The organism is Cylindrospermum sp. FACHB-282 (assembly GCF_014697195.1).
Taxonomy (GTDB): Bacteria; Cyanobacteriota; Cyanobacteriia; order Cyanobacteriales; family Nostocaceae; genus Cylindrospermum.
The window spans coordinates 1-21,291 of the sequence record NZ_JACJRJ010000004.1; the positions used below are offsets into that span (position 1 = coordinate 1).

At 43.4% G+C, this 21,291-nt stretch carries 20 protein-coding genes; 7 read left to right on the forward strand and 13 right to left on the reverse strand.

Annotated features, from left to right (window positions below):
* Positions 1-452: RNA-guided endonuclease InsQ/TnpB family protein (locus H6G32_RS02910; protein ID WP_190454520.1), on the forward strand; the 452-nt coding region annotated here is incomplete at its 5' end.
* A gap of 63 nt (positions 453-515) precedes the next feature.
* On the opposite strand, the gene H6G32_RS02915 is transcribed toward H6G32_RS02910, so the two are convergent.
* The 3 genes from H6G32_RS02915 to H6G32_RS02925 all read right to left on the reverse strand — a co-directional run bounded on the left by H6G32_RS02915 (position 516) and on the right by H6G32_RS02925 (position 2,978).
* Positions 516-905, reverse strand: coding sequence for a VOC family protein (locus tag H6G32_RS02915; protein WP_190454523.1), 390 nt, complete (start codon positions 903-905; stop codon positions 516-518).
* A gap of 74 nt (positions 906-979) precedes the next feature.
* Positions 980-1,519 (reverse strand): GAF domain-containing protein, encoded by a 540-nt coding sequence (locus tag H6G32_RS02920; RefSeq protein WP_190454922.1) that lies wholly within the window; start codon positions 1,517-1,519, stop codon positions 980-982.
* Between the two features lie 274 nt (positions 1,520-1,793).
* The gene (locus H6G32_RS02925; RefSeq protein ID WP_190454526.1) at positions 1,794-2,978 is read right to left on the reverse strand and encodes an NAD(P)H-quinone oxidoreductase subunit H; all 1,185 of its coding nucleotides are present in this window, start codon (positions 2,976-2,978) and stop codon (positions 1,794-1,796) included.
* A 502-nt stretch (positions 2,979-3,480) separates the two neighbouring features.
* Here H6G32_RS02925 and rsmH point away from each other — a divergent pair.
* On the forward strand, positions 3,481-4,374 hold the full coding sequence (gene rsmH, locus H6G32_RS02930) for a 16S rRNA (cytosine(1402)-N(4))-methyltransferase RsmH (RefSeq protein WP_190454924.1): 894 nt from the start codon (positions 3,481-3,483) through the stop codon (positions 4,372-4,374).
* 178 nt (positions 4,375-4,552) lie between these two features.
* On the opposite strand, the gene H6G32_RS02935 is transcribed toward rsmH, so the two are convergent.
* The 3 genes from H6G32_RS02935 to H6G32_RS02945 all read right to left on the reverse strand — a co-directional run bounded on the left by H6G32_RS02935 (position 4,553) and on the right by H6G32_RS02945 (position 6,326).
* Positions 4,553-5,260 (reverse strand): Uma2 family endonuclease, encoded by a 708-nt coding sequence (locus H6G32_RS02935; protein ID WP_190454529.1) that lies wholly within the window; start codon positions 5,258-5,260, stop codon positions 4,553-4,555.
* Between the two features lie 288 nt (positions 5,261-5,548).
* Positions 5,549-5,908, reverse strand: a complete 360-nt coding sequence (locus tag H6G32_RS02940) for a hypothetical protein (protein ID WP_190454532.1) — start codon at positions 5,906-5,908, stop codon at positions 5,549-5,551.
* Positions 5,909-5,975: 67 nt separating this feature from the next.
* Positions 5,976-6,326 carry a PadR family transcriptional regulator gene (locus H6G32_RS02945; RefSeq protein ID WP_190454534.1) on the reverse strand — a complete coding sequence of 117 codons (351 nt, stop codon included), beginning with the start codon at positions 6,324-6,326 and terminating at the stop codon, positions 5,976-5,978.
* A 325-nt stretch (positions 6,327-6,651) separates the two neighbouring features.
* Between H6G32_RS02945 and H6G32_RS02950 the strand changes: the two genes are divergently transcribed.
* A complete protein-coding gene (locus tag H6G32_RS02950; RefSeq protein ID WP_190454537.1) occupies positions 6,652-6,870 on the forward strand; it encodes a type II toxin-antitoxin system HicB family antitoxin in 219 nt (72 codons plus the stop codon).
* 2 nt (positions 6,871-6,872) lie between these two features.
* The gene (locus tag H6G32_RS02955; RefSeq protein WP_190454539.1) at positions 6,873-7,061 is read left to right on the forward strand and encodes a type II toxin-antitoxin system HicA family toxin; all 189 of its coding nucleotides are present in this window, start codon (positions 6,873-6,875) and stop codon (positions 7,059-7,061) included.
* A 327-nt stretch (positions 7,062-7,388) separates the two neighbouring features.
* Here H6G32_RS02955 and H6G32_RS02960 read toward each other — a convergent pair whose 3' ends face one another.
* From H6G32_RS02960 to H6G32_RS02970, 3 genes are all read right to left on the reverse strand, one after another.
* Positions 7,389-9,275, reverse strand: coding sequence for an ABC transporter ATP-binding protein (locus tag H6G32_RS02960; RefSeq protein ID WP_190454542.1), 1,887 nt, complete (start codon positions 9,273-9,275; stop codon positions 7,389-7,391).
* Positions 9,276-9,429: 154 nt separating this feature from the next.
* Positions 9,430-9,981, reverse strand: a complete 552-nt coding sequence (locus H6G32_RS02965; protein WP_190454545.1) for a single-stranded DNA-binding protein — start codon at positions 9,979-9,981, stop codon at positions 9,430-9,432.
* Positions 9,982-10,226: 245 nt separating this feature from the next.
* The gene (locus H6G32_RS02970; RefSeq protein ID WP_190454548.1) at positions 10,227-11,483 is read right to left on the reverse strand and encodes an FAD-dependent oxidoreductase; all 1,257 of its coding nucleotides are present in this window, start codon (positions 11,481-11,483) and stop codon (positions 10,227-10,229) included.
* Positions 11,484-11,791: 308 nt separating this feature from the next.
* On the opposite strand from H6G32_RS02970, the gene H6G32_RS02975 reads away from it, so the two are divergent.
* Together H6G32_RS02975 and H6G32_RS02980 are read left to right on the forward strand one after the other, a co-directional pair.
* Complete coding sequence (locus H6G32_RS02975) at positions 11,792-13,123, forward strand: ABC transporter ATP-binding protein (RefSeq protein ID WP_190454551.1); 1,332 nt, start codon at positions 11,792-11,794, stop codon at positions 13,121-13,123.
* Positions 13,124-13,296: 173 nt separating this feature from the next.
* The gene (locus H6G32_RS02980; protein WP_190454554.1) at positions 13,297-13,677 is read left to right on the forward strand and encodes a hypothetical protein; all 381 of its coding nucleotides are present in this window, start codon (positions 13,297-13,299) and stop codon (positions 13,675-13,677) included.
* A gap of 639 nt (positions 13,678-14,316) precedes the next feature.
* Here the strand turns inward: H6G32_RS02980 and H6G32_RS02985 are convergent.
* On the reverse strand, positions 14,317-16,845 hold the full coding sequence (locus H6G32_RS02985) for a mannose-1-phosphate guanyltransferase (protein ID WP_190454558.1): 2,529 nt from the start codon (positions 16,843-16,845) through the stop codon (positions 14,317-14,319).
* A gap of 379 nt (positions 16,846-17,224) precedes the next feature.
* Between H6G32_RS02985 and H6G32_RS02990 the strand changes: the two genes are divergently transcribed.
* Positions 17,225-17,416, forward strand: coding sequence for a hypothetical protein (locus tag H6G32_RS02990; RefSeq protein WP_190454560.1), 192 nt, complete (start codon positions 17,225-17,227; stop codon positions 17,414-17,416).
* A gap of 134 nt (positions 17,417-17,550) precedes the next feature.
* Here the strand turns inward: H6G32_RS02990 and H6G32_RS02995 are convergent, their stop codons facing one another.
* The 3 genes from H6G32_RS02995 to pheT form a co-directional block, all read right to left on the reverse strand.
* On the reverse strand, positions 17,551-17,955 hold the full coding sequence (locus tag H6G32_RS02995; protein WP_190454563.1) for a hypothetical protein: 405 nt from the start codon (positions 17,953-17,955) through the stop codon (positions 17,551-17,553).
* A gap of 270 nt (positions 17,956-18,225) precedes the next feature.
* Positions 18,226-18,495, reverse strand: coding sequence for a YciI family protein (locus tag H6G32_RS03000; RefSeq protein WP_190454566.1), 270 nt, complete (start codon positions 18,493-18,495; stop codon positions 18,226-18,228).
* Positions 18,496-18,704: 209 nt separating this feature from the next.
* Positions 18,705-21,140 carry a phenylalanine--tRNA ligase subunit beta gene (pheT, locus tag H6G32_RS03005; RefSeq protein WP_190454569.1) on the reverse strand — a complete coding sequence of 812 codons (2,436 nt, stop codon included), beginning with the start codon at positions 21,138-21,140 and terminating at the stop codon, positions 18,705-18,707.
* Positions 21,141-21,291 lie beyond the last annotated feature (151 nt).

Sequence of the window (21,291 nt, forward strand, 5' to 3'; positions counted from 1 at the left end):
GACGTAAAAAAGCTATTAAAAAACTTGGTATTCAACACAAAAAAGTATCAGATACCCGCAAGGATTTCCACTTTAAAACTGCAAACAATCTACTCAAAAAGTACGATGTTATTGCTGTAGAAAAATTGAACGTAAAGGGACTTACTAGAACATGGTTGGCAAAAAGTATTAATGATGCCGGTTGGGGACAATTTATAACGATTCTTTCAAACAAAGCCGAAAATGCTGGTTTAAAAGTGATAGCTGTAAATCCAAACGGTACAAGCCAAGAATGCTCTAGTTGCGATGCCCTGAGCTTGCCGAAGGGTGGTCACAAAGTTAAAAAGCCGCTATCTCAAAGAATGCACAACTGCCCTGTATGTCATGCGAGTTTGTGCAGGGATTTGAACGCGGCTATAAATATCAAGAACCGTGGGACACACGGTCTTAAAGCTCAATTAATGTCCTCATAGAGGAGTCGTTGAGAAGCCCACACTCACCTGGAAGGGAGTGTGTGGAGTATGTCACGGGAGAGCCTATTTATTTACTAAAGCCACCAGCACACCATTAGGATCACGGACACGGGCGATTGTTTTTCCCCCTGGCTGATTTTTAGGTGCATCTAGTGGTTTCGCTCCTGCCCCGATTGCTCTTATATAAGCTGTAGCAACATCAGGAGTAATTAAAGATATCTGGATTAATGCTGGTGGTTGTGTGGGATCATTGGCACGGAAGCCCCCAGGAAATAATGTCTCGGCTTCGCTGGTAGAAGAAAAAGCTAGTGTGGCGCCACCGATTTCGATTTCTGCTGAGATAAACTTGCCTGTTTCTTCGACAGCGCGACGAACTAGACCAAATGCCTTTTCGTAAAACTCAACGGTTTTTACTACGTCATCCACCCAAATAACTGTGTAACCAAGTTTCATATTTATTTTTCCTGATTAAAAAACCAGTGTTGGCAGATACTACTTAACTGTAGGCGATTTAAATGGCCAGTAACTTAACTTTCGAGGATATTAGAATCTGTTGCTAGAGTCTGTGCTGCCATTTGCATCCGTTCTATATCTAAAGCTGACCAAGAACGAGGACTCTGACAGTGATGCGCTACTAGCAATCCCCACAATCCCCTCGGTATCAAAATTGGCACTACTAAGTTAGCACGCACCTGTAAACTGCAAAGAAAGTCCCGGTGACAAGGTGCGATAGGTTCTAATTCAATATTAGCGATCGCTCTTACCCGTCCTGCCAAATACAAAGCGGCATACTCCTCATTAAAACAATCATCTGCCCCAGTTGAACCGAGTATTGAGAATGCGCGAGAACTCAAAGATTCAAAGGTCACTTGTCCCTGCCACTCCCCGTAAAAGTAATACAGAACTACACGGTCAACCTGGAGGGATTCTCTAAGTTTCTGAGTTGTTTCTCTGATTAACGCATCCCGCTGCATTTTTTGAACAAGCCGGTCGAGCAATCTTTGCAAACCCTCTTCAATATGCCGATTTGGGCTATGTTCCAATCCTGGATGAGAGTGAATTTGCATAGTTCTCAAGTTACGACTAAGTAAATATTTGCGAATTTCCATAGTACTCTACTAAAAAAATATGCTGGATTAACAGTGCTAATTTAATCCTCTTTAGAGAATCAAAATTTCCTACTTCAAACTGGAAAAATCTGACCTCCTATCCTTTAAAAAAATAAAAATTAAACATGAATAGCTTAAATAAATTTGTATTTTAAAATACAAAAATTAAAATTGAGTGATGGGCAATTTTAAATTGCTGATAGCTGGCTGGGCATGGCCCAGCCAATAAAAGCTATCTATCTACAGATCCCATGATCACGTCAACACTGCCGAGAATGACAACGATATCTGCCACCTTCATCCCCCGTAGTAAATGGGGCACTATCTGGAGGTTGTTGAAATCTGCTGGGCGAATCTTCCACCGCCAAGGGAAGACATTATCATCACCAACAAGATAAATTCCTAGTTCACCTTTGCCGCTTTCTACACGGGAGTAGATTTCGCCCTTGGGAATCTTAAAGGAGGGAGAAACCTTCTTACCGATGTATTGGTAATCAAAAGCATCCCACTCAGATTTTTTCCCAGCCATCATCCGCTTGGCTTCTAGGTTTTCGTAAGGGCCACCGGGTAGACCTTTAATAGCTTGGCGAAGAATTTTCACTGATTCGCGCATTTCCCGCATCCGCACTACGTAACGGGCAAAGCAATCACCGGCAGTTTCCCACTGCACATCCCAGTCAAAATCATCATAACATTCATAGTGGTCAACTTTCCGCAAATCCCACTTCACCCCAGAACCGCGTAACATCGGGCCTGAAAGTCCCCAGTTAATGGCTTCGTCGCGGGTGATGGTGCCAATGCCTTCAACACGGCGTCGGAAGATGGGGTTATCGGTGACTAAGCGTTCGTACTCATCAATTTTGGGTAATAAGTAGTCGCAGAATTCTAGACACTTGTCTACCCAACCATAGGGTAAATCAACTGCTACACCACCGACGCGGAAGTAGTTGTTGTTCACCATCCGATAACCTGTGGCGGCTTCCCACAAATCGTAAATCATCTCCCGTTCCCGGAATTGGTAGAAGAAGGGAGTTTGAGCACCCACGTCAGCTAGGAATGGGCCAAACCACAGCAAGTGGTTAGCGATGCGGTTGAGTTCCAGCATGATCACGCGGATGTAGCTGGCGCGTTTGGGAACAGCAACCCCGGCTAGCTTTTCTGGGGCATTGACGGTGACTGCTTCGTTGAACATCCCCGCTGCGTAGTCCCAACGGCTGACGTAGGGGACATACATTACAGTAGTGCGGTTCTCGGCAATTTTTTCCATTCCCCGGTGTAGGTAGCCAATGACTGGTTCACAGTCAACGACATCCTCGCCATCGAGGGTGACAATTAGCCGCAGAACCCCGTGCATTGAGGGGTGGTGAGGCCCCATGTTTAGCACCATTGGTTCGGTGCGGGTTTCTAGTCTGGCCATAAATTTAGTGTTCTCCCGTTGTGTTCGCGTAGCTTGCCGAAGGCAACATTTTGAATTGAACCGCTAAGATGCCAACCAGACCCGAATTATCGTGTCTGCCACTCATCAGGTTTGTCGGGGCAATCTATATAATCTTGACTCTACAGGGTTATGTTGGAGAGAGGATAGCAGGGTCGGACTTGTAATTGATGTTTCATTTTGTTGCACCTCTTCAATTATTATAGGGAAGCTCGATATGCAAGGGCTGGAGGCACAGGATTTTTTTCAGGCGCTAGTGGGGAGAAAGTTTCGCCCTCTTATGCCATGAGTCGGCAGGACTGAAGACAAGTTATATCAATCTGTTGCTGGTTTATATCTTGGTTAGCAGAATTGTGAGAATTTTTTTAACCAATGATGTTAGTAGGAATTAATAGTTTAAATTTATCTTCAAACTAAAGAAATTCTATGGAAGCGAGATTAAGAAATTAAGCTGTTTGCATCTATATTATCAAAAAAATTAATGATGAAATCAGATTCACAAATACCAATAGATTTAGAAGAGTTTACTTTTTCTCATATTCCGGTTTTGAGTCGGGAGGTAGTTGAGAGTTTGGCGGTGCGTCCTGGTGGGCATTATTTAGATGGGACGGTTGGCGGTGGTGGTCACAGTCGCCTAATTTTAGAAGCGGCTGCGGATGTGCGGTTAACGGCGCTTGACCAAGATGAGGATGCTTTGGCGGCAGCGCAGAAGAATTTGGCTGAGTTTGGGGAACGGGTAAATTTTATTCACAAAAACTTTGCTGAATACGAATTTCCACTGAATACTTATGATGGGATTTTAGCTGATTTGGGGGTGAGCTCTCACCATTTAGATCACCCGGAGAGGGGTTTTAGCTTTCGGCATACTGCAAATTTGGATATGCGAATGAACCGCCAACAAGGTTTAACGGCGGCTGATGTGATAAATGAGTGGGATGAGGCGGAATTAGCGGAAATTTTCTTTAAATATGGTGAAGAACGGCTTTCGCGGCGGATTGCGCGGCGAATTGTGGAAAAACGCCCGTTTACAACGACTACAGAGTTAGCTGAGGCGATCGCATTTTCTGTTCCCCCTAAATACCGTTATGGCAGAATTCACCCCGCTACCCGCGTTTTTCAAGCTTTGCGAATTGCTGTCAATGATGAGTTAAAATCCCTGGATACCTTGATCGAGAAAGCACCAAACGCCTTGGTTCCCGGTGGCAGAATTGTGATTATCAGTTTTCACAGTCTGGAAGACCGACCAGTCAAGCATGGTTTAAGAAATTCTCCTTTGTTGCGGGTATTGACAAAAAAGCCAATTCTTGCATCAGAAGATGAGATTCGCGAAAATGCGCGATCGCGTTCTGCTAAATTGAGAATAGCCGAAAGACAGTAATACCAATTCAAAATTCAAAATAGAGCCTCCGGCACGCTCCGCGAACAAAATTCAAAATTAAGGAAGCTAGATTTAATTTAGATTTCCGAGCTTCTATCTGTCGCCTTCTTTTTCCAAATTGGTATAAGTTTCCGTTTTTAGCCCCTCTTTCCCTTGATAGAGGATTGAGGGGTGAAGTTTACAGGCTATCTGGGTCAATATTTAACTCCCGCAGTTTAGCGGCTAATTTTTGCGCCTTTTCCTCCGCTTCCTGTCTTGCTGTTTCCGCAGTTTGTCGTGCTGCTACTTCCTCTTGATGAGTAAGGAGAAACTCACTTGTCGCGGGGTTGTAAAAACGCAACTTACCCGCTTCTAGTCGCAACTCCAGCCCTAAAACTTCGCTGGATACCGAAAGTGTATTATCTGACAATATATTGGTAGCGATTGGAAAATAATTCCCGTCAACCAAGCGTAACCCTTGGAGTTGGGGAGTGAGATAATCACCTGTGGGGTCATATTGGAAATATTCACTCACTCCCAAAAAAGCGTAAATTCCCTTTTTTGCACCTTGGTCTTTGCTGCGAGTGCTTCTTGAGGTAATCTCTAAAACAAAATCAGGGGTTTTATCTTGTTCTTCCCAAGTTTTGTAAGAACCTCTATCATGTTTGTCTACACCAAACACCACAAATACATCTGGTGCGACAACTGATTCAGGATCTCCTTTTTCATAATAAATAAAGAGATTGCCAGCGACATATACATCTGGACGACTTTGAAAATAAATCCGTAGCGCAGTTCTGGCATAAGTCAAGTAACTGCATTGGATATCACCTTCAGCCATTGGCTCTCCGTCCTCTTCTGGGTATTCAATGGGGGTAACTGGGATATATTCAACTGAGGCTGTCATGAGGAGTACCTCAAATCAATTAGGGTTAGATTTAATATAGACTTCAGATGTAGGTGTTGACAAAAACGATTACTGTGGCAGAGGAAGTTGGTAAAATCTGGTGTTGCTGAATCAAAATATGAAGGTCTCACGCAAAGGCGCAAAGGCGCAAAGCGAGAAGGAACAGTTCATAGGTTAATTCAGCAATGTCTAAAATTTGCATTCTGCTAAATTGAGAATAGCAGATTTAATTAAAACCTTGACAGGCTTTTCGGCCTGTCCTACGTTTCATTTGCTCACTTTCGCGAATCAGAGTAAATCTGAAAGTTTGATTTTCAAAGCAGATATAATCAAAATGATGGTTTTACCAAGATTATTTAGATTCACCTGCCAACGGGGATAACTTTTGTGCAGCATCTCCCTATTGACTTCGTACAAATCTCCTAACCATTCTTCCCGTCGTTCGGGGGGAAACAGGTAAGCGATTGGGGAACCTATCCACCGACTAACCCAAGTTTCCCCAGGTTCAGATTTCTTGTATTTGCGTAATCTCTTATTTAAGAGAGAAAATTTTTCTAGCTTTTCTGCTAATTCTTCTAGGGCTATCAGTTCTTTAGCAACGTTGAGAACTTCTGCTGATTTTAAAGATGCAATATCTAGATGTTGCATCCTGAGTTGCAGTTCTCTAATTGTCAGTTCCCAATCGTGATCTTCAAATTCTATTCCTGCTATATTATCAGCTAGGTTGCCAGGTGAGCAGGTTGGAACGGAAAGACTGGACGGCTTCGAGGGTGGTAACGCCGCTACCTGTAAGTTTATAATACCGTCGTCTTGCTCCACCTCGTTCTTCTCGCGTTTCATCTCCCCAGCGGGATTCGACCAAGCCTTTCTTTTCGAGAGAATGGAGAACAGGGTAAAGTGTGCCGATACCCATTTGACGCTGACCTCCACTAGCTTCCTCCATCGCTTGGGGAATTTGTAAACCGTAGAGTTCTTTGTTAAAAAGAGCGAGAAGTACGAGTTCTTCGCGGGGCGAAATTTCGACATTTGTATGGCCTTTGTTTAATATTTGTGAGTGATTTTTCATACTATGTAAAACTCGAATTTGTGTAATTCTATTTAGACATTTCTCGCTGTTACGACCCCTGAAATGGGGCAACGAGCATACTCGCTGTTACGACTCCTGTAACAGAGCAGCGGGGCTTTTATCTTAAAATGATTTTATCTTATAAATTTGATAATTGCCAAGTCTAGGGCACAGATATTTTTTGCGGGAATTCAGTAATTGACAAATTATGGTTTTGGTGATACGTGAATAATTTAGGCGATCGCTAACCGTAGGCTACACTAAGGCATTCTGAACTCAAATATCAGCTATGATCAATATATAAATTTCTATTCACGAACACCTGATGTTAACTACATACACCGCAAAATATACAAAAACTAATAGCGGATATATGGGACAAGTGATTGAATGGCAAGAAGTGATTACAGAAGGCGAAACATTAGAAGATTGCAGAGCTTTGTTGCAAGATGCTATAAAAGAGATGATCCTTGCCTATCGTCAGCAAAATAAAGAAATTCCTACAGGTAGTTCTTTGTTAGAACAGATTCCTGTAGAGGTTTGATTGTGTCAGTCAAACGAAAAGATTTAATTAAATATTTAGAAGAGAATGGATTTTATTTATTAAGGGAAGGTGGAAATCACTCTATTTATACTAATGAGATAAAAACTATTCCTGTGAAACGACACCGGACAATTGATCGCATTACCGCAAATGCAATTTGTAAACAGGCAGATTTATTACCTAGGTTTTAGGATTCCACCTTGCTCATGAGTTACTGGGAATGGAAGCAATTAATTTTTGGGTGTATTTTTTTTGAGGTTCAGCAGCTTTAGCATCTATGCAGCTAGAAAGCAGCTATTAAAGTTTTTATAACAATACCGTCCAATTATACAAATACAATACCAAAAAAAAGTCAAGGGGTCAATAGCAATGGCTGAAAAAGCCTAAACTCGTTGAATTATTAAAAATAATTGTCAATAATCTTGAGAATATGGGCTGCTTATTGACCAAACGGAAAGATCACTATTTTCCTAAAATCCAGATTTAAATAATTTATCGCTAATAGCTGTAAGTTGAGACTACAAGGCTGGTAAATTGCGCTGCTTCTTGCGTTCGGGGCTACCAGTGGGGATGGAAGCGATTAATTTTCGGGTGTATGCTTCTTTGGGTTCGAGGTAGATGCTTTCTGCTGTACCTTCTTCCACGATTTTACCCTGATTCATTACCAAAATGCGATCGCTCATAAATTTCACCACACTTAAATCGTGGGAAATGAAAATATAGGTTAACTGAAAATCATGTTGCAATTCTTTTAATAAATTCAATACCTGCGCCTGCACCGATACATCCAACGCTGAAACCGACTCATCACAGATAATAAATTTCGGATTTAAAGCCAAAGAACGAGCAATACAAATCCGCTGGCGTTGTCCACCAGAAAACTGATGGGGATAGCGTTTCCTGTCATCTGCATTCAATCCCACCCGTTCTAAAAGTTCCACAACCCGTTCTTGCCGTTGCTGTAGGGTTTTACCGACAGAATGAATTAACAACGGTTCCATCACCGCCTCGCCAATATTCATTCTCGGATCTAGAGAACTAAAGGGGTTTTGAAAGACTATTTGCATTTCCCGCCGCAATATCTGCAACGGTTTTCCCTTCAGAGTAGTTATATTTTGCCCGTCGAAGATAATCTGACCACTCATGGGTTCAATTAATCGCAGCAAAGTTCTGCCTAGGGTGGTTTTGCCACAACCAGATTCCCCCACCAACCCCAGAGTTTCCCCTGGTTGGACATCAAAGGAAACGTTATTAACTGCCATGTTGTAGCGTTTTGTGCCCCCCAAGACTCCCCGGATAGGGAACCCAACTTTGAGGTTACGAATTTGCAACAGGGGTGGTTTTTGGCTGAGGTTTGCTAATCTTTCGACAATTTCTTCCCTGGTAATTTCTAGGGGTAGTGCAGGTGTTTTTGGCTGAATTACCACCTGTCCATTTGGCGTTTCTTCTACAGTCATGTAGTCAGAAACGGTAAGCAGTTTGTGGGGACGGCGGTTAAGACTGGGACGACAAGCTACCAAACCTTTAGTATATGGATGTTGGGGGTTAGTAAAAATTTGCTCTACTGCACCAAATTCTACAACTTTGCCTTTGTACATCACTGCTACTTGGTCAGCAATTTCGGAAATTAGCCCCAAGTCGTGGGTGATAAAAATCATTCCCATTTCCCGGCTTTGCTGCAATTCGCCCATCAGTTCCAGAATTGTCGCTTGCACCGTCACATCTAAGGCAGTGGTTGGTTCATCGGCAATTAACAGCGATGGGTTGCAGGAAGTTGCCATTGCAATCATCACCCGCTGTAACTGTCCGCCAGAAAGTTCATGGGGGTAGCGTTCCAGCATCGCTTGTTTGTGCTCTTTCACCAAATTTGCCAGCTTTAACCCATCCGGTGGCGATGAATTTGGATTATTTTGACTCCAGGTGTCAAGATACTGCTGCTGGATTTGTTCGTCCCTAGGTAGGAGTTTAACTTCTTGCAAATTAGCGATCGCAATTTGTCTGGCTTCAGCATCTGTCACCTTTTGATGGCGCATAATTGCTTCTGTTAGCTGAAAGCCGATATCATAAACCGGATTGAGGGAACTCATCGGTTCTTGAAAAATCATGGCGATATCGCCGCCTCGGTATAACTGAATTTCTTCAGGAGGCAAATCGACTAAATTAATTGCTTGGGCATTCTCCTGGGGACGAAACCAGATTTCTCCACCGCTAACTCTTCCAGGACTCTGCAACAAACCCATCACAGCTAAAGCTGTTACTGATTTACCACTCCCCGACTCTCCCACTATTCCTAGAGTTTCACCTCGATACAACTGAAAGGTAATACCATCTACGGCTTTGACTGTGCTGCCATCACCGGAAAATTCAACTTGTAGATTGCGAACTTCTAGGACAGTTTCTCTCATGGGAGTAGGGGTGAATTTTGGCGGAAAATTATCTGAATTTTAGCAGTCGTACTGTTTTTATAGTGATAAATTTAGCTTGTAGAACCGCCATAAGGCAAAATCCCACCGGTGAATAAGTGGGATTAGCTGAAAATTTGGCCGCAGCATTGGCAATTTAAAACGGAATATCATCCGGATCTGGTTCTTCTTGCGGTACTGGGGTTGAGAAATTCCGCTCAAAAGTTGCGGGTTGATATGTGGGTTCAGCTTTTGTCATTGGGGGAACCACACTCCCAGCGCTGACGGCTGGGGTTGGTGATTCATATACATCTGGGGGACGGGATGGTGGTTGCACCACAGGAGTGTCTGTAAATGATGGATTTCTGGTAACTGATGGTGATGAAGTCGGGACGAAAGGACGTTCACCTCCTACAGGTTGAATCTGTTGGACTGTCAATTCAGCGCGTTTTTCTTTAAAACCTTCTGGACGATCAATAGTATTCATCCCCAAGCGTCCTACCAAGATAACGCGATCGCCTTCATGATAGTTTTGTTGAATCTCTTTTGCCATATTCGCCCAACCGACAACTTTTAAAGTCGCTGGTGCATCTTCTGGTCGCTGGGAATTGGGAAACTGCACCAACATTTCCGTCACCTCTAGGTTATCGGCTGTATAGCGTAGTTGCGGTTCTTGAATAATTTGCGCCATCAAAACGCAGCTGTTCATAGAAATTGTCTCCTAATTAGTTAAATAAATTATTTCTTTCTTCACTTGGCGTTCTTGGCGGTGCCATCAAAAAATAATTTGCATAACACTCTTAGTTTTGAGGTATTTTCAGTACAAAAGTCAAGCGATCGCTTTAAACAACATCTTCAGATGCTATTCATCGCCTCCGCCTGACTGAAATGAGCATTGAATTCTGCAATAGTACTATTGTACCATTAAAGACAGAAAAAATACTCTACACAAATTTAAGTTTGGAGATGAACCGGAAACACGCCCAAGGCAATCAACCGCCCTGGAAGGTCACGCAAAATTGGTAATCGCAGCAGCAAAGGTGGTTGAAAGCTTTGATTTCCCCTCAGAACCGGGGCAAATATCCGCTTTTGGATCAAGGTTTGAAATGCCTGAATAATCCTTGTAGGCAATTCCCGACGGCGTTGCACTTTTGCCAGGTCACGGAGTTCCACAAATCGGTTTTTCAATGGTTTACTCAGTACATTTGCTGCCTCTACAGCGTCTTGAATCGCGTAGTTGATGCCCACCCCACCAACTGGGGACATGACATGAGCAGCATCACCAATGAGTAGCAGTCCTGGACAATACCAGCGCTTGACGCGGCTAGACTCCACAGAGAGAAAGGCGATTTGTGACCAATCTTGTAAATGTTCGATGCGATTACTTAATTCTGGCACCACCTCAACAATAGACTTTCTTAACGCCTCCAAGCCAGCATTGCGAATCTGCTGATAACCGCCTTTTGGGATAACGTAAGCGAGTTGCCACTCATCACCACGGTCAAGCATAGCCACAATGTGACCTGGAGTAAAGTGTCCCATACCGCCCTCAGCATCTTCTGGCTGACGGGGTAAGCGAAACCAGAGAATATCCATCGGGGGTGAGGTTTCGATTGATTCAAAACCACCCAAAAGCCTGAGTTTTGAATGGCGTCCGTCTGCACCCACTGTGAGTATGGCCCGTACTTCATGCCACCCACCCTTTCCCCGATAGCGGACACCTTGAATTACCCCATTTTCTGCAATTAGTTCCTGTACATTTGCACCCATCACCAGATGAAAATGCGGATATTTTTCTGCTTCTTGGGTGATGAACTCCAAAAACTTTACCTGGGGAAGCATCATAATATAGGGGTAGGGGGTTTTCAGGTGACTAAAATCTGCTAAGGTGACGGTATCTTGAGGAGTTTTCAGGCTAAGGTGGCGCATTTTGGTATGGGGCAGTTGCAATAAGCGATCGCTTAAACCCAGTTCTTCCATTATCTGCATGACCGAGGGGTGAATGGTGTCACCGCGAAAATCTCGATCAAAGTCTTTGTGTACTTCTAGAAGCGTCACAGAAATGCCCTGACGCGCTAACAGCAGAGCTAAAACAGCCCCCCCTGGGCCACCACCCACAATACAACAATCAGTGGTTTGGATGTCTAAAATATCATGGGCAGGGTGAACCGTCCCATCTGGGGAAACATTTTCAGGAATATAGGTAGTCATCACAACACCTCCTGACAGTCTTAAAATCAAGAGTAGTCTGCTTTTATGGTTAATCGCTATTTTTTTAACTTTTCGTAGTTACAAAACCTCTATGATATATGGGTAATTTACGTCCTGGACAAAACCCTCAATCTTCCGCTTTGCTTCCATCAGTTGTTTTGATTTTGACTACTGATAGCATTTATTGAAAGAAGATGGCTAGCACTTGCGCAAAAATAGACGGCTGTAGAATTCATGAATTGCCCCTAGATGAATAAAGCGCAGCCCCACATATAACTATTAACTATATACATTTACCTCAAATACTCGTGGCTCAAGTTATTTTAGAGAACGTTTATAAAAGTTTTCCCCCCCGTAAAGGGGAAATTATTACTTCACCAACCCAAAATCCGCTTAAGTATGGGATGACAAGTGATGCCGCGCGGGAGCATCCAGATATTCTCAATGTCTTGCGGCGGATTAACCTGACGATCGCCGATGGTGAGTTTATGGTATTGGTGGGGCCTTCTGGCTGTGGCAAAAGTACCCTGCTGCGGTTAATCGCTGGGTTAGAGGAGATGACTGGAGGGAATATTTGGGTAGGCGATCGCTTAATTAATGATTTACCCCCCAAAGAACGGGATATCGCCATGGTGTTTCAAAATTACGCACTCTATCCCCACATGACGGTGTATGACAACATCGCCTTCGGCTTGCGTCGTCGCTTTGTGGAAGCGGGAGATACCCCTGCATCCTTTAATTTTCGCAAGTGGGGGGAGGACTTGCTGGTGGGGATGAGCAGAAATCTGCCCAAAAAACTCCGCTACATTTCTGATAAAGAACAGGTGGTGAATCAGCGGGTGCATAATGTGGCCCAACTGTTACAAATGGAAGCTTTGCTAAATCGCTTACCCAAACAGTTGTCAGGGGGACAAAGGCAACGGGTAGCATTAGGAAGAGCGATCGCCCGGAATCCCCAAGTGTTTTTAATGGATGAGCCACTTTCTAACTTAGATGCCAAACTCCGGGCAGAAACCCGCGCTCAAATTGTCAAATTGCAGCGCCAGTTGGGGACAACGACGATTTACGTCACCCACGATCAAACAGAAGCGATGACAATGGGCGATCGCATCGCCATTATGTCTGAGGGAAAAATCCAGCAAGTCGCTGCCCCCTTGGAACTTTACAACCGCCCTGTTAACCGCTTTGTCGCAGAATTCATCGGCTCACCACCCATGAATTTTATTCCTGTAGAGTTTCATGCCCCCCTATTAATTACCCATTCTCACTTTCGTTTTACCCTCCCAGAAATCTGGATCAATGCCCTCCAAAAATACGACGGACAAACCCTAATTTTAGGCATTCGTCCAGAACATTTCAGCTTAAGTGTACCAGCCACCAAAAATTTATCAGTGCAAGTAGACTTAGTGGAAAACCTAGGTAACGATACCTTTTTAGCTGTCAGACTTAGCGAATCTGAATCACTTGCGACCAATTTCAACAATTACCTACAAGTGCGAATCCCACCAGACAGATTAATCCGTCTTGGTGAACAACTTTGGTTATCACTCTCCCCCGATAAAATTCACTTTTTTGATCCAGAAACCGAGTTAGCCATATATCCTAAAAACACATTGCCCGCTTTGCCTTTTGAAAAGTAGTTAGATTTTTTGATTGAGCAACGCCACAAAAATAGAATATTTCATATCTACTTTTAGAAATAAAAATGCAGGTTTGATTTCTACCTTTAGATTTATGAATTACTCAGCCAGAATGCTTACAGTTGAGTACTTGGAGGAATCTCCATCTAAGTACGTAAGTGAGGCTACAGACTATGTCAGTTCAAAATATCAAAGATCAGATCCTTGTGGACTTATTAATAGAGCAGCAGCAGCTTATAATTGGGGGACAATCTGGAAATACTAGCTCAGGTAATACTACTAATAGTATACCTAACCTAATTAGTGAGAGTTCTCTAGTTTCCAGTGTCCTAGGTGAGGGCTTCCCAAATGTAAATGGCGGTAGTTCTTCAGCAGACAATGTCTTAGGTACTGGTTATCCCAAACCAACTAGTGGTGCAGCCTCAGTCAAGAGTGTTTTAGGCGATGGCTTCCCGAATATACCTAGCAGTAATTCAACAGCAGCCAATGGCACAGGTAATGTTATACAACGCGGTAATTCTAATCAGAATAGCACCGGTGTAATCGCTTACTAGAGGTGTTTATGTTGCATATTTGCAGAATTAACTTGACAAAAGGTTTCAAATAATTAGACCACACCCTCCGGGACACAGCAATGCTGTGTCCCTAATATCAGAAAAACGTCTGAATCAGGATTGATAGGATTTTCAGGATTTACAGGATAATAGAACTTACGCATTGACAAACAATGGTGAATATGTTCATCGATTTTATTCATTGAAACTCCTATAAATTGTGCGTTAGGGAACGCACACTACGTGTAGGATGCGTCAGGGGACGCATCGAAAAAGCTTGAAAAGAGGGTAAATTTGTACAGTGCGTAAGTCCTAGATAATTTCTGGATCAGGATTTATCGGCGCAAACAATAACGCCATCCTGTTAATCCTCTAATCCTGATAATCCTGATTGGCATTTACAGGATAATTTCTGAATCAGGATTTGCGGATTTACTGGGTTAAAGAATAACGCCATCCTGTGAATCCCATAATCCAATAAATCCTGATTCAGAGATGAGGATTTACTGGGTTAAAGAATAACGCCATCCTGTGAATTCCATAATCCAATAAATCCTGATTCAGACATGAGGATTTACAGGCTTAAAGAATAACGCCATCCTGTGAATCCCATAATCCTGATAATCCTGATTCAGACATTTAAACTTCTGCTGCGTACTGTTCCTGTTGTCTTTCCACAAATGTTTGAACACGAGAGCGGTAGTTTCTCAAGGTTTCATCTACCCAATCGCGATCATTGCTGTTGGCGTATAAATGTACTAATGGTTCACTGGCATCTGGCAAAACTAATAGCCAACTATCATCATAGGGCTGACAAATTTTCACCCCATCAATTAATTCCAGGTTTTGGGCTGGGTGAGTTTCTACTAAATAACGCATCAGTGACCCTTTAGCTGTCCAGGGGCAGCGCACTGTATAGGTTTTGTACAATACACGGGGTAATTCTGATCTTACAGCTGCAAGCGATCGCTCTTGGATAGTTAACATTTCAATCAGCTTGGCAATACAGAACATGGAATCAAACCCCGGATGCAGATGGGGGAAGATAAAACCAGTATCTCCACTACCTCCGAGTACCACATTGGGATATTTCTGAGAAGCTTCCATCAATGCTGTGGGATTTGCCTTAGTGCGAATCACCTTACCATCATGGCGACGGGCTACTTGTTCCACAGCGCTAGAAGCGTGAACTGGTACGACTACCGTGCCTCTGGGGTTAGCTGTTAACATCATATCCACCATCAGCGCTGTCAGGATTTCCCCTCGGATGGGATAGCCAGATTCATCGACTAAAATCAGCTGTTCCCCATTTGCTGAGACTTGAACACCAAAGTTAGCTTTTAATGCCTCAACCACATGACCTAATTGAGTCAGTAGCCCTTCGCGGTTAGTCGTCGTCATCGAGGTTTTATTCAAACTGGCATTCAGCACCACCGCATCAGCCCCAAATGTATCTAACATTTGGGGTAACACCGCCCCAGACACTGCATAAACATAATCAATTACCACTTTTGCCCGACTGTTACGCAGGGTGGAAACATTCAACAGCTTTTCAAAAGCAATACAGTAAAGGTCATTCACCTGGCTGGGGTATGCCACATCGCCAATTTCATGAATTAGTGCCCGCCGCATATCTTCTTTAAAGTAAGCCCCTTCAATTTTCTTTTCCCAGGCTTTGGAGATATTAATCGCCTTGTTATCCATAAATTCAATCAGGATATAATCAGGGCGATCTGGGTGGGCGCGGACATGAATACCGCCAACTACAGACATTGTGGGGATAACGGTGCGGGCGATGGGAATAGCCGTGGCATCAAGGTTTTGAATATTAATACCTACTGACATTAAACCAGCAATCAGCGATCGCGTTACCATGCGAGAAATATTCCGCTGATCACGGGAAACCGTTACCTTAGATCCAGGTTTTAAGGTAGAACCATAAGCAGCCCCCAACTTGACAGCAAATTCTGGGGTAATATCAATATTCGCTAATCCTTGCACACCACGTTGCCCAAATAAGTTGCGTTGGGCGGTGTTTCCCCAAATCAGGTTAATGTTTAAAATTGCACCTGAATCAATCTTTTTACTCGGCCAAACACGCACACCAGGGCTAATTTGGGCTTCTTCTCCCACCGTGGAAAGGGAACCAACCACTGCTCCTTCTAATACATGAGCGCGGCGATCTACACGAGTACCACGAGAAATCACACAAGCCGAAAGATGAGCTTCATCCCCAATTATCGCCCCATTCCAAACTATGGGCCGCTTGAGATTAGCATCAGCGCCAATGGTGACATTATCCCCAACTACAGTTCCATCCTCAATCTGGACTCTTGCCCCAATGCGGCAATTGTCACCAATCACCGCTGGAGTTTCAATAATTGCCGTCTGGTCAACATAAGTATTTTGACCAACCCATAACCCAGGGGAAACTTCCTTGTAGGCAAAGTCAAGTTTTACTTTCCGATACAAGGCATCATACTGAGCCTGACGATAGGCGTCTAAGTGACCAACATCGCACCAGTAACCTTGGGCAATGTAACCGTAGAGGGGTATATTCTTTGCCAGTAGTAAGGGGAATAAATCTTTAGAAAAGTCGCTTTCTGTATTATCTGGCAAGTAATCCAATACTTCTGGTTCAAGAATGTAAGTACCAGTGTTGACGGTATCAGAAAAAATTTCACTACTAGAGGGTTTTTCTAAAAATCGCCGAATTTGTCCTTGGTCATCGGTAATCACCACCCCAAATTCAATTGGGTTGGGAACGCGGGTTAAAATCAGAGTGGCTTTCGATTGTTTTTGTTTGTGAAATGCGATCGCTGCTGAGAGGTCGAAATCTGTTATGCTATCACCGCTAATGACTAAAAAAGTTTCATCAAGGAGTTCAGCAATATTCTTTACACAGCCTGCCGTACCGAGAGGCTGGTCTTCTTCCACAGCATAGGTCATCTGCACCCCAAAATCGCTGCCATCTTGAAAGTAATCTCGCAACACATCCGGTAAATAATGCAATGTCGCAATTACTTCCGTAATTTGATGTCTTTTAAGAAGATTAATGATATGTTCAGCAATTGGTCTATTTAGGATCGGTACCATTGGTTTAGGCAAATCGCAAGTTAAAGGACGTAACCGCGTCCCTGAACCACCTGCCATCAGTACTGCACGCATAATTCCTCCTTAGCTATTTGCAGCTGATGCTGCTTCAACACCCGTGAGCTATTTTCTGTTCCTCTTTAATCTAGCCAATTCCGCCAGCATCCCACGCTGTTGTTTCAGCCAGTAGGGAAATAAATGGCAGATAGGGTATTTTTACTCATAAAGAAAATATTGCTGTTGCATATATAGCTTCAACATCTCACTCTGACAACAAAGTAAGACTGTTTTGGTATCATCTAAATATAGCAATCCTACTAAATCATCTGTGAAAACCTATCTTGATTCTCTCTGTGTCCTCAGCGCCTCTGCGGTTCCTTAAAAAAAATGACTTTTCACCAACAAAAAAAATAGTTAGCTAAGATTCTGTAAGTTACTAAAGGAGTTGATGGAAATGGGTGGATTAATTATTTTCGGCTTATTAGTCGTTTATGCCGGTGGGATTTGGAAGTTCTGGAATGGGTTTACAAAAACTAACTTTACTCAAACTTTGCCTAATCGCATTGGGTTAGCTTTGTTATGGCCAGCTTTATTTATTGCTAATCCATCCTATCGGCGTAATTTTCAAAAGGCACTTAAAGGTTAGAAATTACTATTAACTGTATAGCAGATGGGGAGTTTAGCTGCCAATATTCCCTAGCCCTGCTGGGGAAGTTACAAAAATAGCTATTAATTGATAATTCTTAATTCATCTGCTTATTAAGAATTATCAATCAAGAATTATTTTCTATTAGTCAAGAGGTTGATAGCTGCACCGGCAACTGCGCCATCGACGGCATCCCCAAGGGTGTCTTTACCACCACGAGTAATGGCGCCGGTAGCTGTGCTGGCTGCTGCACCTACCCCTATATCTTGCCGCAAGTTACGGCGTCTTTGATCGCGGGGGCTTCTAGTACCATTGACCAAATTGACAGCAGCACCAGCAGCAGCACCCTTAACGGCATTGTTCAACACCGAACCACGTCTTCTGACAGCACCAGATGTCACACTAGCAGCAGCACCAATGCCAATATCTCTGAATATCTTGTCATCAGCAGCAGCTGGTTTAGCGGGCATTAAAGTAATACTAGCTAAACTAGCAGTTATTAGGCTGCTTATCACTGTTCGTTTCCAGATTTGATTCATAGCGGCACCTTATCACAAAGATAAAAAACTCGAATTTCTTGCTGTGGCAGATGAACTGTTTTTGATTCAGTCAACAGCAGAAATTTCTGACATAAAACCATTTTTATGGTTACATTAAATAATTATTTTTCGCATCTACTAAAAGCAATAATCTGGAATTTCCGCACCAACCAAATTTATCTACATACTTATCGGCAATTTAGTCTTCTGTATGGACGGTTTATGAATCGTCCATACAATCTAAACTATTCAAATAAAAGTCGCTGTAATCTAAAAAACCTGAATCCACTCTTTGACAAAGTATTCAGTCCAAATGCCGTTTTGCCAATAGGGGTCAGCTTCAATCAACTGACGCACTTTGGCTTCATCTTCCGCTTCGTAAATGCCAAAAACTTGAGTCACATCTTTGGTAGGGCCGATAGTGATCAGGACACCGGATTCTTTCTGTTTGGCTAATCCGTCTAAATGCGCTTGACGATAGGGGTCGCGTTTTTCTAACACGTCTTCGCAGTAAGTTCCCCAGATGATGTATTTGGTCATATTTAAATATTTTCCATTATAAATACGCAGACAGAATAATCATACAGAAAGATTCTACATCATACTTAGATTTCGACGCTCATATAGAAAAATTCCCTGGGAGGCAAAGGTGGTAATGAGAATTGGGAATTGGCAAAAACTCTTACCAATTACCAATTACCCATTACCAATTACCCATTACCCATTACCCATTACCCATTACCCATTAATTAACTTCGCAGACTAACGCCGAATTTTTCTACTAAGGCGTCGCGGACTTGATTGTGTACTGGTTGGACTTCTGCTTCAGTGAGAGTGCGATCGCTTGCGCGATAATTTAAGCGGAAGGCCAAACTCCGTTGTCCTGGGGGCACATTTTCACCGCGATACTCATCAAACAACTCTACAGACTCCAGCAACCCTTTACCAGCCTTGGTAATCACCTTTTCAATTTCAGCGACAGTCAGTTTCACAGGGGCGAAAAAGGCCAGATCGCGATCGCTCGCTGGATAGGTAGAATAAGAGTGGAATTTTGGCATCAGAATCTCATCGAGATCCAAAGACTTCAAAATCTCCTCAATATTCAGTTGAAACGCGTAGACAGAATCTGGTAAATCTTTTTCTCGCCTTAATTGGGGGTGTAGTTGCCCAAAAGTACCCAATCTGTTACCCCGCGACCAAAGAGAAGCAGTACGTCCAGGATGCAAGCGCGAATCTCGATGATCTGGTTGAAACTCCACCTCTAAGCCAAGTTGACGAAATACACTTTCTAAAATGCCTTTGGCTTCAAACCAGGTCATCGGTTCCTCACCACCGCTTCTTGACCACTTACCCAAAGTACAATCACCTCCCATTATCCCCCCCAGGGCATCAGCTTCTAGCAAACCCTCCTCTTCCAGCCAGAAAATGCGCCCAATTTCAAAACCATTCAGAGAACCATTTCCCTGCTCCAAGTTATATTTAAAAGCATCAACCAACCCAGCGATTAAATCAGTTCGCAACGCCGAATATTCAGCAAACAAAGGATTTGTCAAAACAATCTGTCTTTCTTCTTCTGGTTTGACCAAAGAATAATGAATTAATTCCGTCAACCCTTCCGCCCGTAAAAAAGCACGTAACTGGCGGATTAATTCCTGATCTAAAGGCAAATAGCCAGCTTCCGCCTTATCTGGTAGAGTATCGCAAAACTTGTCATAGCCATAAAGACGAGCAATTTCTTCAATCAAATCAATTTCCCGCTCTAAATCGCGATAACGATAGGGTGGTACTGTCACCGTCCAACTGCCTTCCCCAGTAGCAGTTAACTGACACCCCAAAGCAGTCAGAATCCTTTCTACATCCTTTGCTTCCAGTTCTCCAGGTTCCTCACCCAAATCAATTGGCCCCAACACCTGATTAATTCGGTCTAAACGCAGAGCAATAGAATGAGACCAAGTAGATTTTGCCGGACGGCTGTCAGCAATCTCCTGCTGGACAATAACCCCACCAGCCAACTCACTAATCAACAACAAAGCGCGGCGATTAGCTGTTTCCAACTCAGCCCGGTTAACTCCCCGTTCATATCTGCCAGAAGCCTCACTTCTTAACCCCACACTGCGAGAAGAACGGCGAATAGCCACAGAATCAAACAGCGCCGCCTCTAAAACTAAGCTTTGAGTACCTTCATGGACTTCAGTTTCTTCTCCCCCCATTACCCCTCCTAGGGCAATAGGTCTGTTGTTAGCAGTGATTAACAAATTTTGAGTTGTTAAAGTGCGAGTTTGTCCATCCAAGGTTTTGAGGAATTCCCCAGCATCAGCCAAGCGCACCCCAATAGCGACATTTTCACCACTAGCAACAGATTGTAAACGCTGCCAATCAAAGGCGTGCAGAGGTTGTCCCCATTCCAACAACACATAGTTAGTGATATCCACCACATTATTAATTGGTCGCACCCCAGCCGCCCGCAAGCGCTGTTGCAACCAATCAGGCGATGGGGCAATTTTTACGAGTTCAATCACCGTACCAATGTAAGCAGGACTTGCTTGGGAATCGATACTTTGTAAAGTTAAATTTCCTGCACCCTTGGTAATTACTACATCACCAGGTTCTGGAATTGACAATTTTTCCCCAGTTAAAGCTGCCACTTCCCTAGCTACACCCACCATACTCAAGGCATCAGCGCGGTTAGCCGTAGCAGTTAAGTCTAGAATCACATCATCTAAACCCAACAACGGACGCACATCACTACCCAAGGGCAGATTTTCCTGAGTAAAAATATGAATCCCGTCTACATCGGTGGGTAAACCGAGTTCTTTTAAAGAACAAATCATCCCGTTGGAGGGGACACCCCGCAACTTTGCCGGTTTAATTTTTAAATCGATATTCGGCAGGTAAGTCCCTGTAGTTGCAACTGGCACATAGATATCTGCGCGGACATTAGCAGCACCGCAAACAATATTTAAAATCTCATCTCCACCAACATCTACTTGACAAACACTCAACTTATCTGCGTTAGGGTGGGGTTGACGCTCAAGCACTTTCCCCACAACAACGCCATTTGCCCAAGTGCGGCGATCTTCAATATCTTCTACCTCAAACCCTGCCATCGTCAGAGTTTCGGCTAATTCTTCAGGGCTAAGTTTTATTTCTACTAGTTCCCGCAGCCAGTTTAGAGAAATACGCATAGAGTGTGCTTGTTTGAAAAATCGTCTTTTGCTCTAATTTTAGGGTGTCTAGTCAGGAATTCAAAATCTCAGATTCTCAAACTATAGGATTCCTATCTGATTTTTGACAAAACTCCGTACCTATTACCCATTACCCATTACCCATTACCTA

What these genes read in the sequence shown, in the direction of transcription:
- H6G32_RS02915 (WP_190454523.1), bottom strand. Translation starts at nt 905, where the DNA reads ATGAAACTTGGTTACACAGTTATTTGGGTGGATGACGTAGTAAAAACC.
- H6G32_RS02920 (WP_190454922.1), bottom strand. Translation starts at nt 1,519, where the DNA reads ATGCAAATTCACTCTCATCCAGGATTGGAACATAGCCCAAATCGGCAT.
- H6G32_RS02925 (WP_190454526.1), bottom strand. Translation starts at nt 2,978, where the DNA reads ATGGCCAGACTAGAAACCCGCACCGAACCAATGGTGCTAAACATGGGG.
- rsmH (WP_190454924.1), top strand. Translation starts at nt 3,481, where the DNA reads ATGAAATCAGATTCACAAATACCAATAGATTTAGAAGAGTTTACTTTT.
- H6G32_RS02935 (WP_190454529.1), bottom strand. Translation starts at nt 5,260, where the DNA reads ATGACAGCCTCAGTTGAATATATCCCAGTTACCCCCATTGAATACCCA.
- H6G32_RS02940 (WP_190454532.1), bottom strand. Translation starts at nt 5,908, where the DNA reads ATGCAACATCTAGATATTGCATCTTTAAAATCAGCAGAAGTTCTCAAC.
- H6G32_RS02945 (WP_190454534.1), bottom strand. Translation starts at nt 6,326, where the DNA reads ATGAAAAATCACTCACAAATATTAAACAAAGGCCATACAAATGTCGAA.
- H6G32_RS02950 (WP_190454537.1), top strand. Translation starts at nt 6,652, where the DNA reads ATGTTAACTACATACACCGCAAAATATACAAAAACTAATAGCGGATAT.
- H6G32_RS02960 (WP_190454542.1), bottom strand. Translation starts at nt 9,275, where the DNA reads ATGAGAGAAACTGTCCTAGAAGTTCGCAATCTACAAGTTGAATTTTCC.
- H6G32_RS02965 (WP_190454545.1), bottom strand. Translation starts at nt 9,981, where the DNA reads ATGAACAGCTGCGTTTTGATGGCGCAAATTATTCAAGAACCGCAACTA.
- H6G32_RS02970 (WP_190454548.1), bottom strand. Translation starts at nt 11,483, where the DNA reads ATGACTACCTATATTCCTGAAAATGTTTCCCCAGATGGGACGGTTCAC.
- H6G32_RS02980 (WP_190454554.1), top strand. Translation starts at nt 13,297, where the DNA reads ATGTCAGTTCAAAATATCAAAGATCAGATCCTTGTGGACTTATTAATA.
- H6G32_RS02985 (WP_190454558.1), bottom strand. Translation starts at nt 16,845, where the DNA reads ATGCGTGCAGTACTGATGGCAGGTGGTTCAGGGACGCGGTTACGTCCT.
- H6G32_RS02990 (WP_190454560.1), top strand. Translation starts at nt 17,225, where the DNA reads ATGGGTGGATTAATTATTTTCGGCTTATTAGTCGTTTATGCCGGTGGG.
- H6G32_RS02995 (WP_190454563.1), bottom strand. Translation starts at nt 17,955, where the DNA reads ATGAATCAAATCTGGAAACGAACAGTGATAAGCAGCCTAATAACTGCT.
- H6G32_RS03000 (WP_190454566.1), bottom strand. Translation starts at nt 18,495, where the DNA reads ATGACCAAATACATCATCTGGGGAACTTACTGCGAAGACGTGTTAGAA.
- pheT (WP_190454569.1), bottom strand. Translation starts at nt 21,140, where the DNA reads ATGCGTATTTCTCTAAACTGGCTGCGGGAACTAGTAGAAATAAAACTT.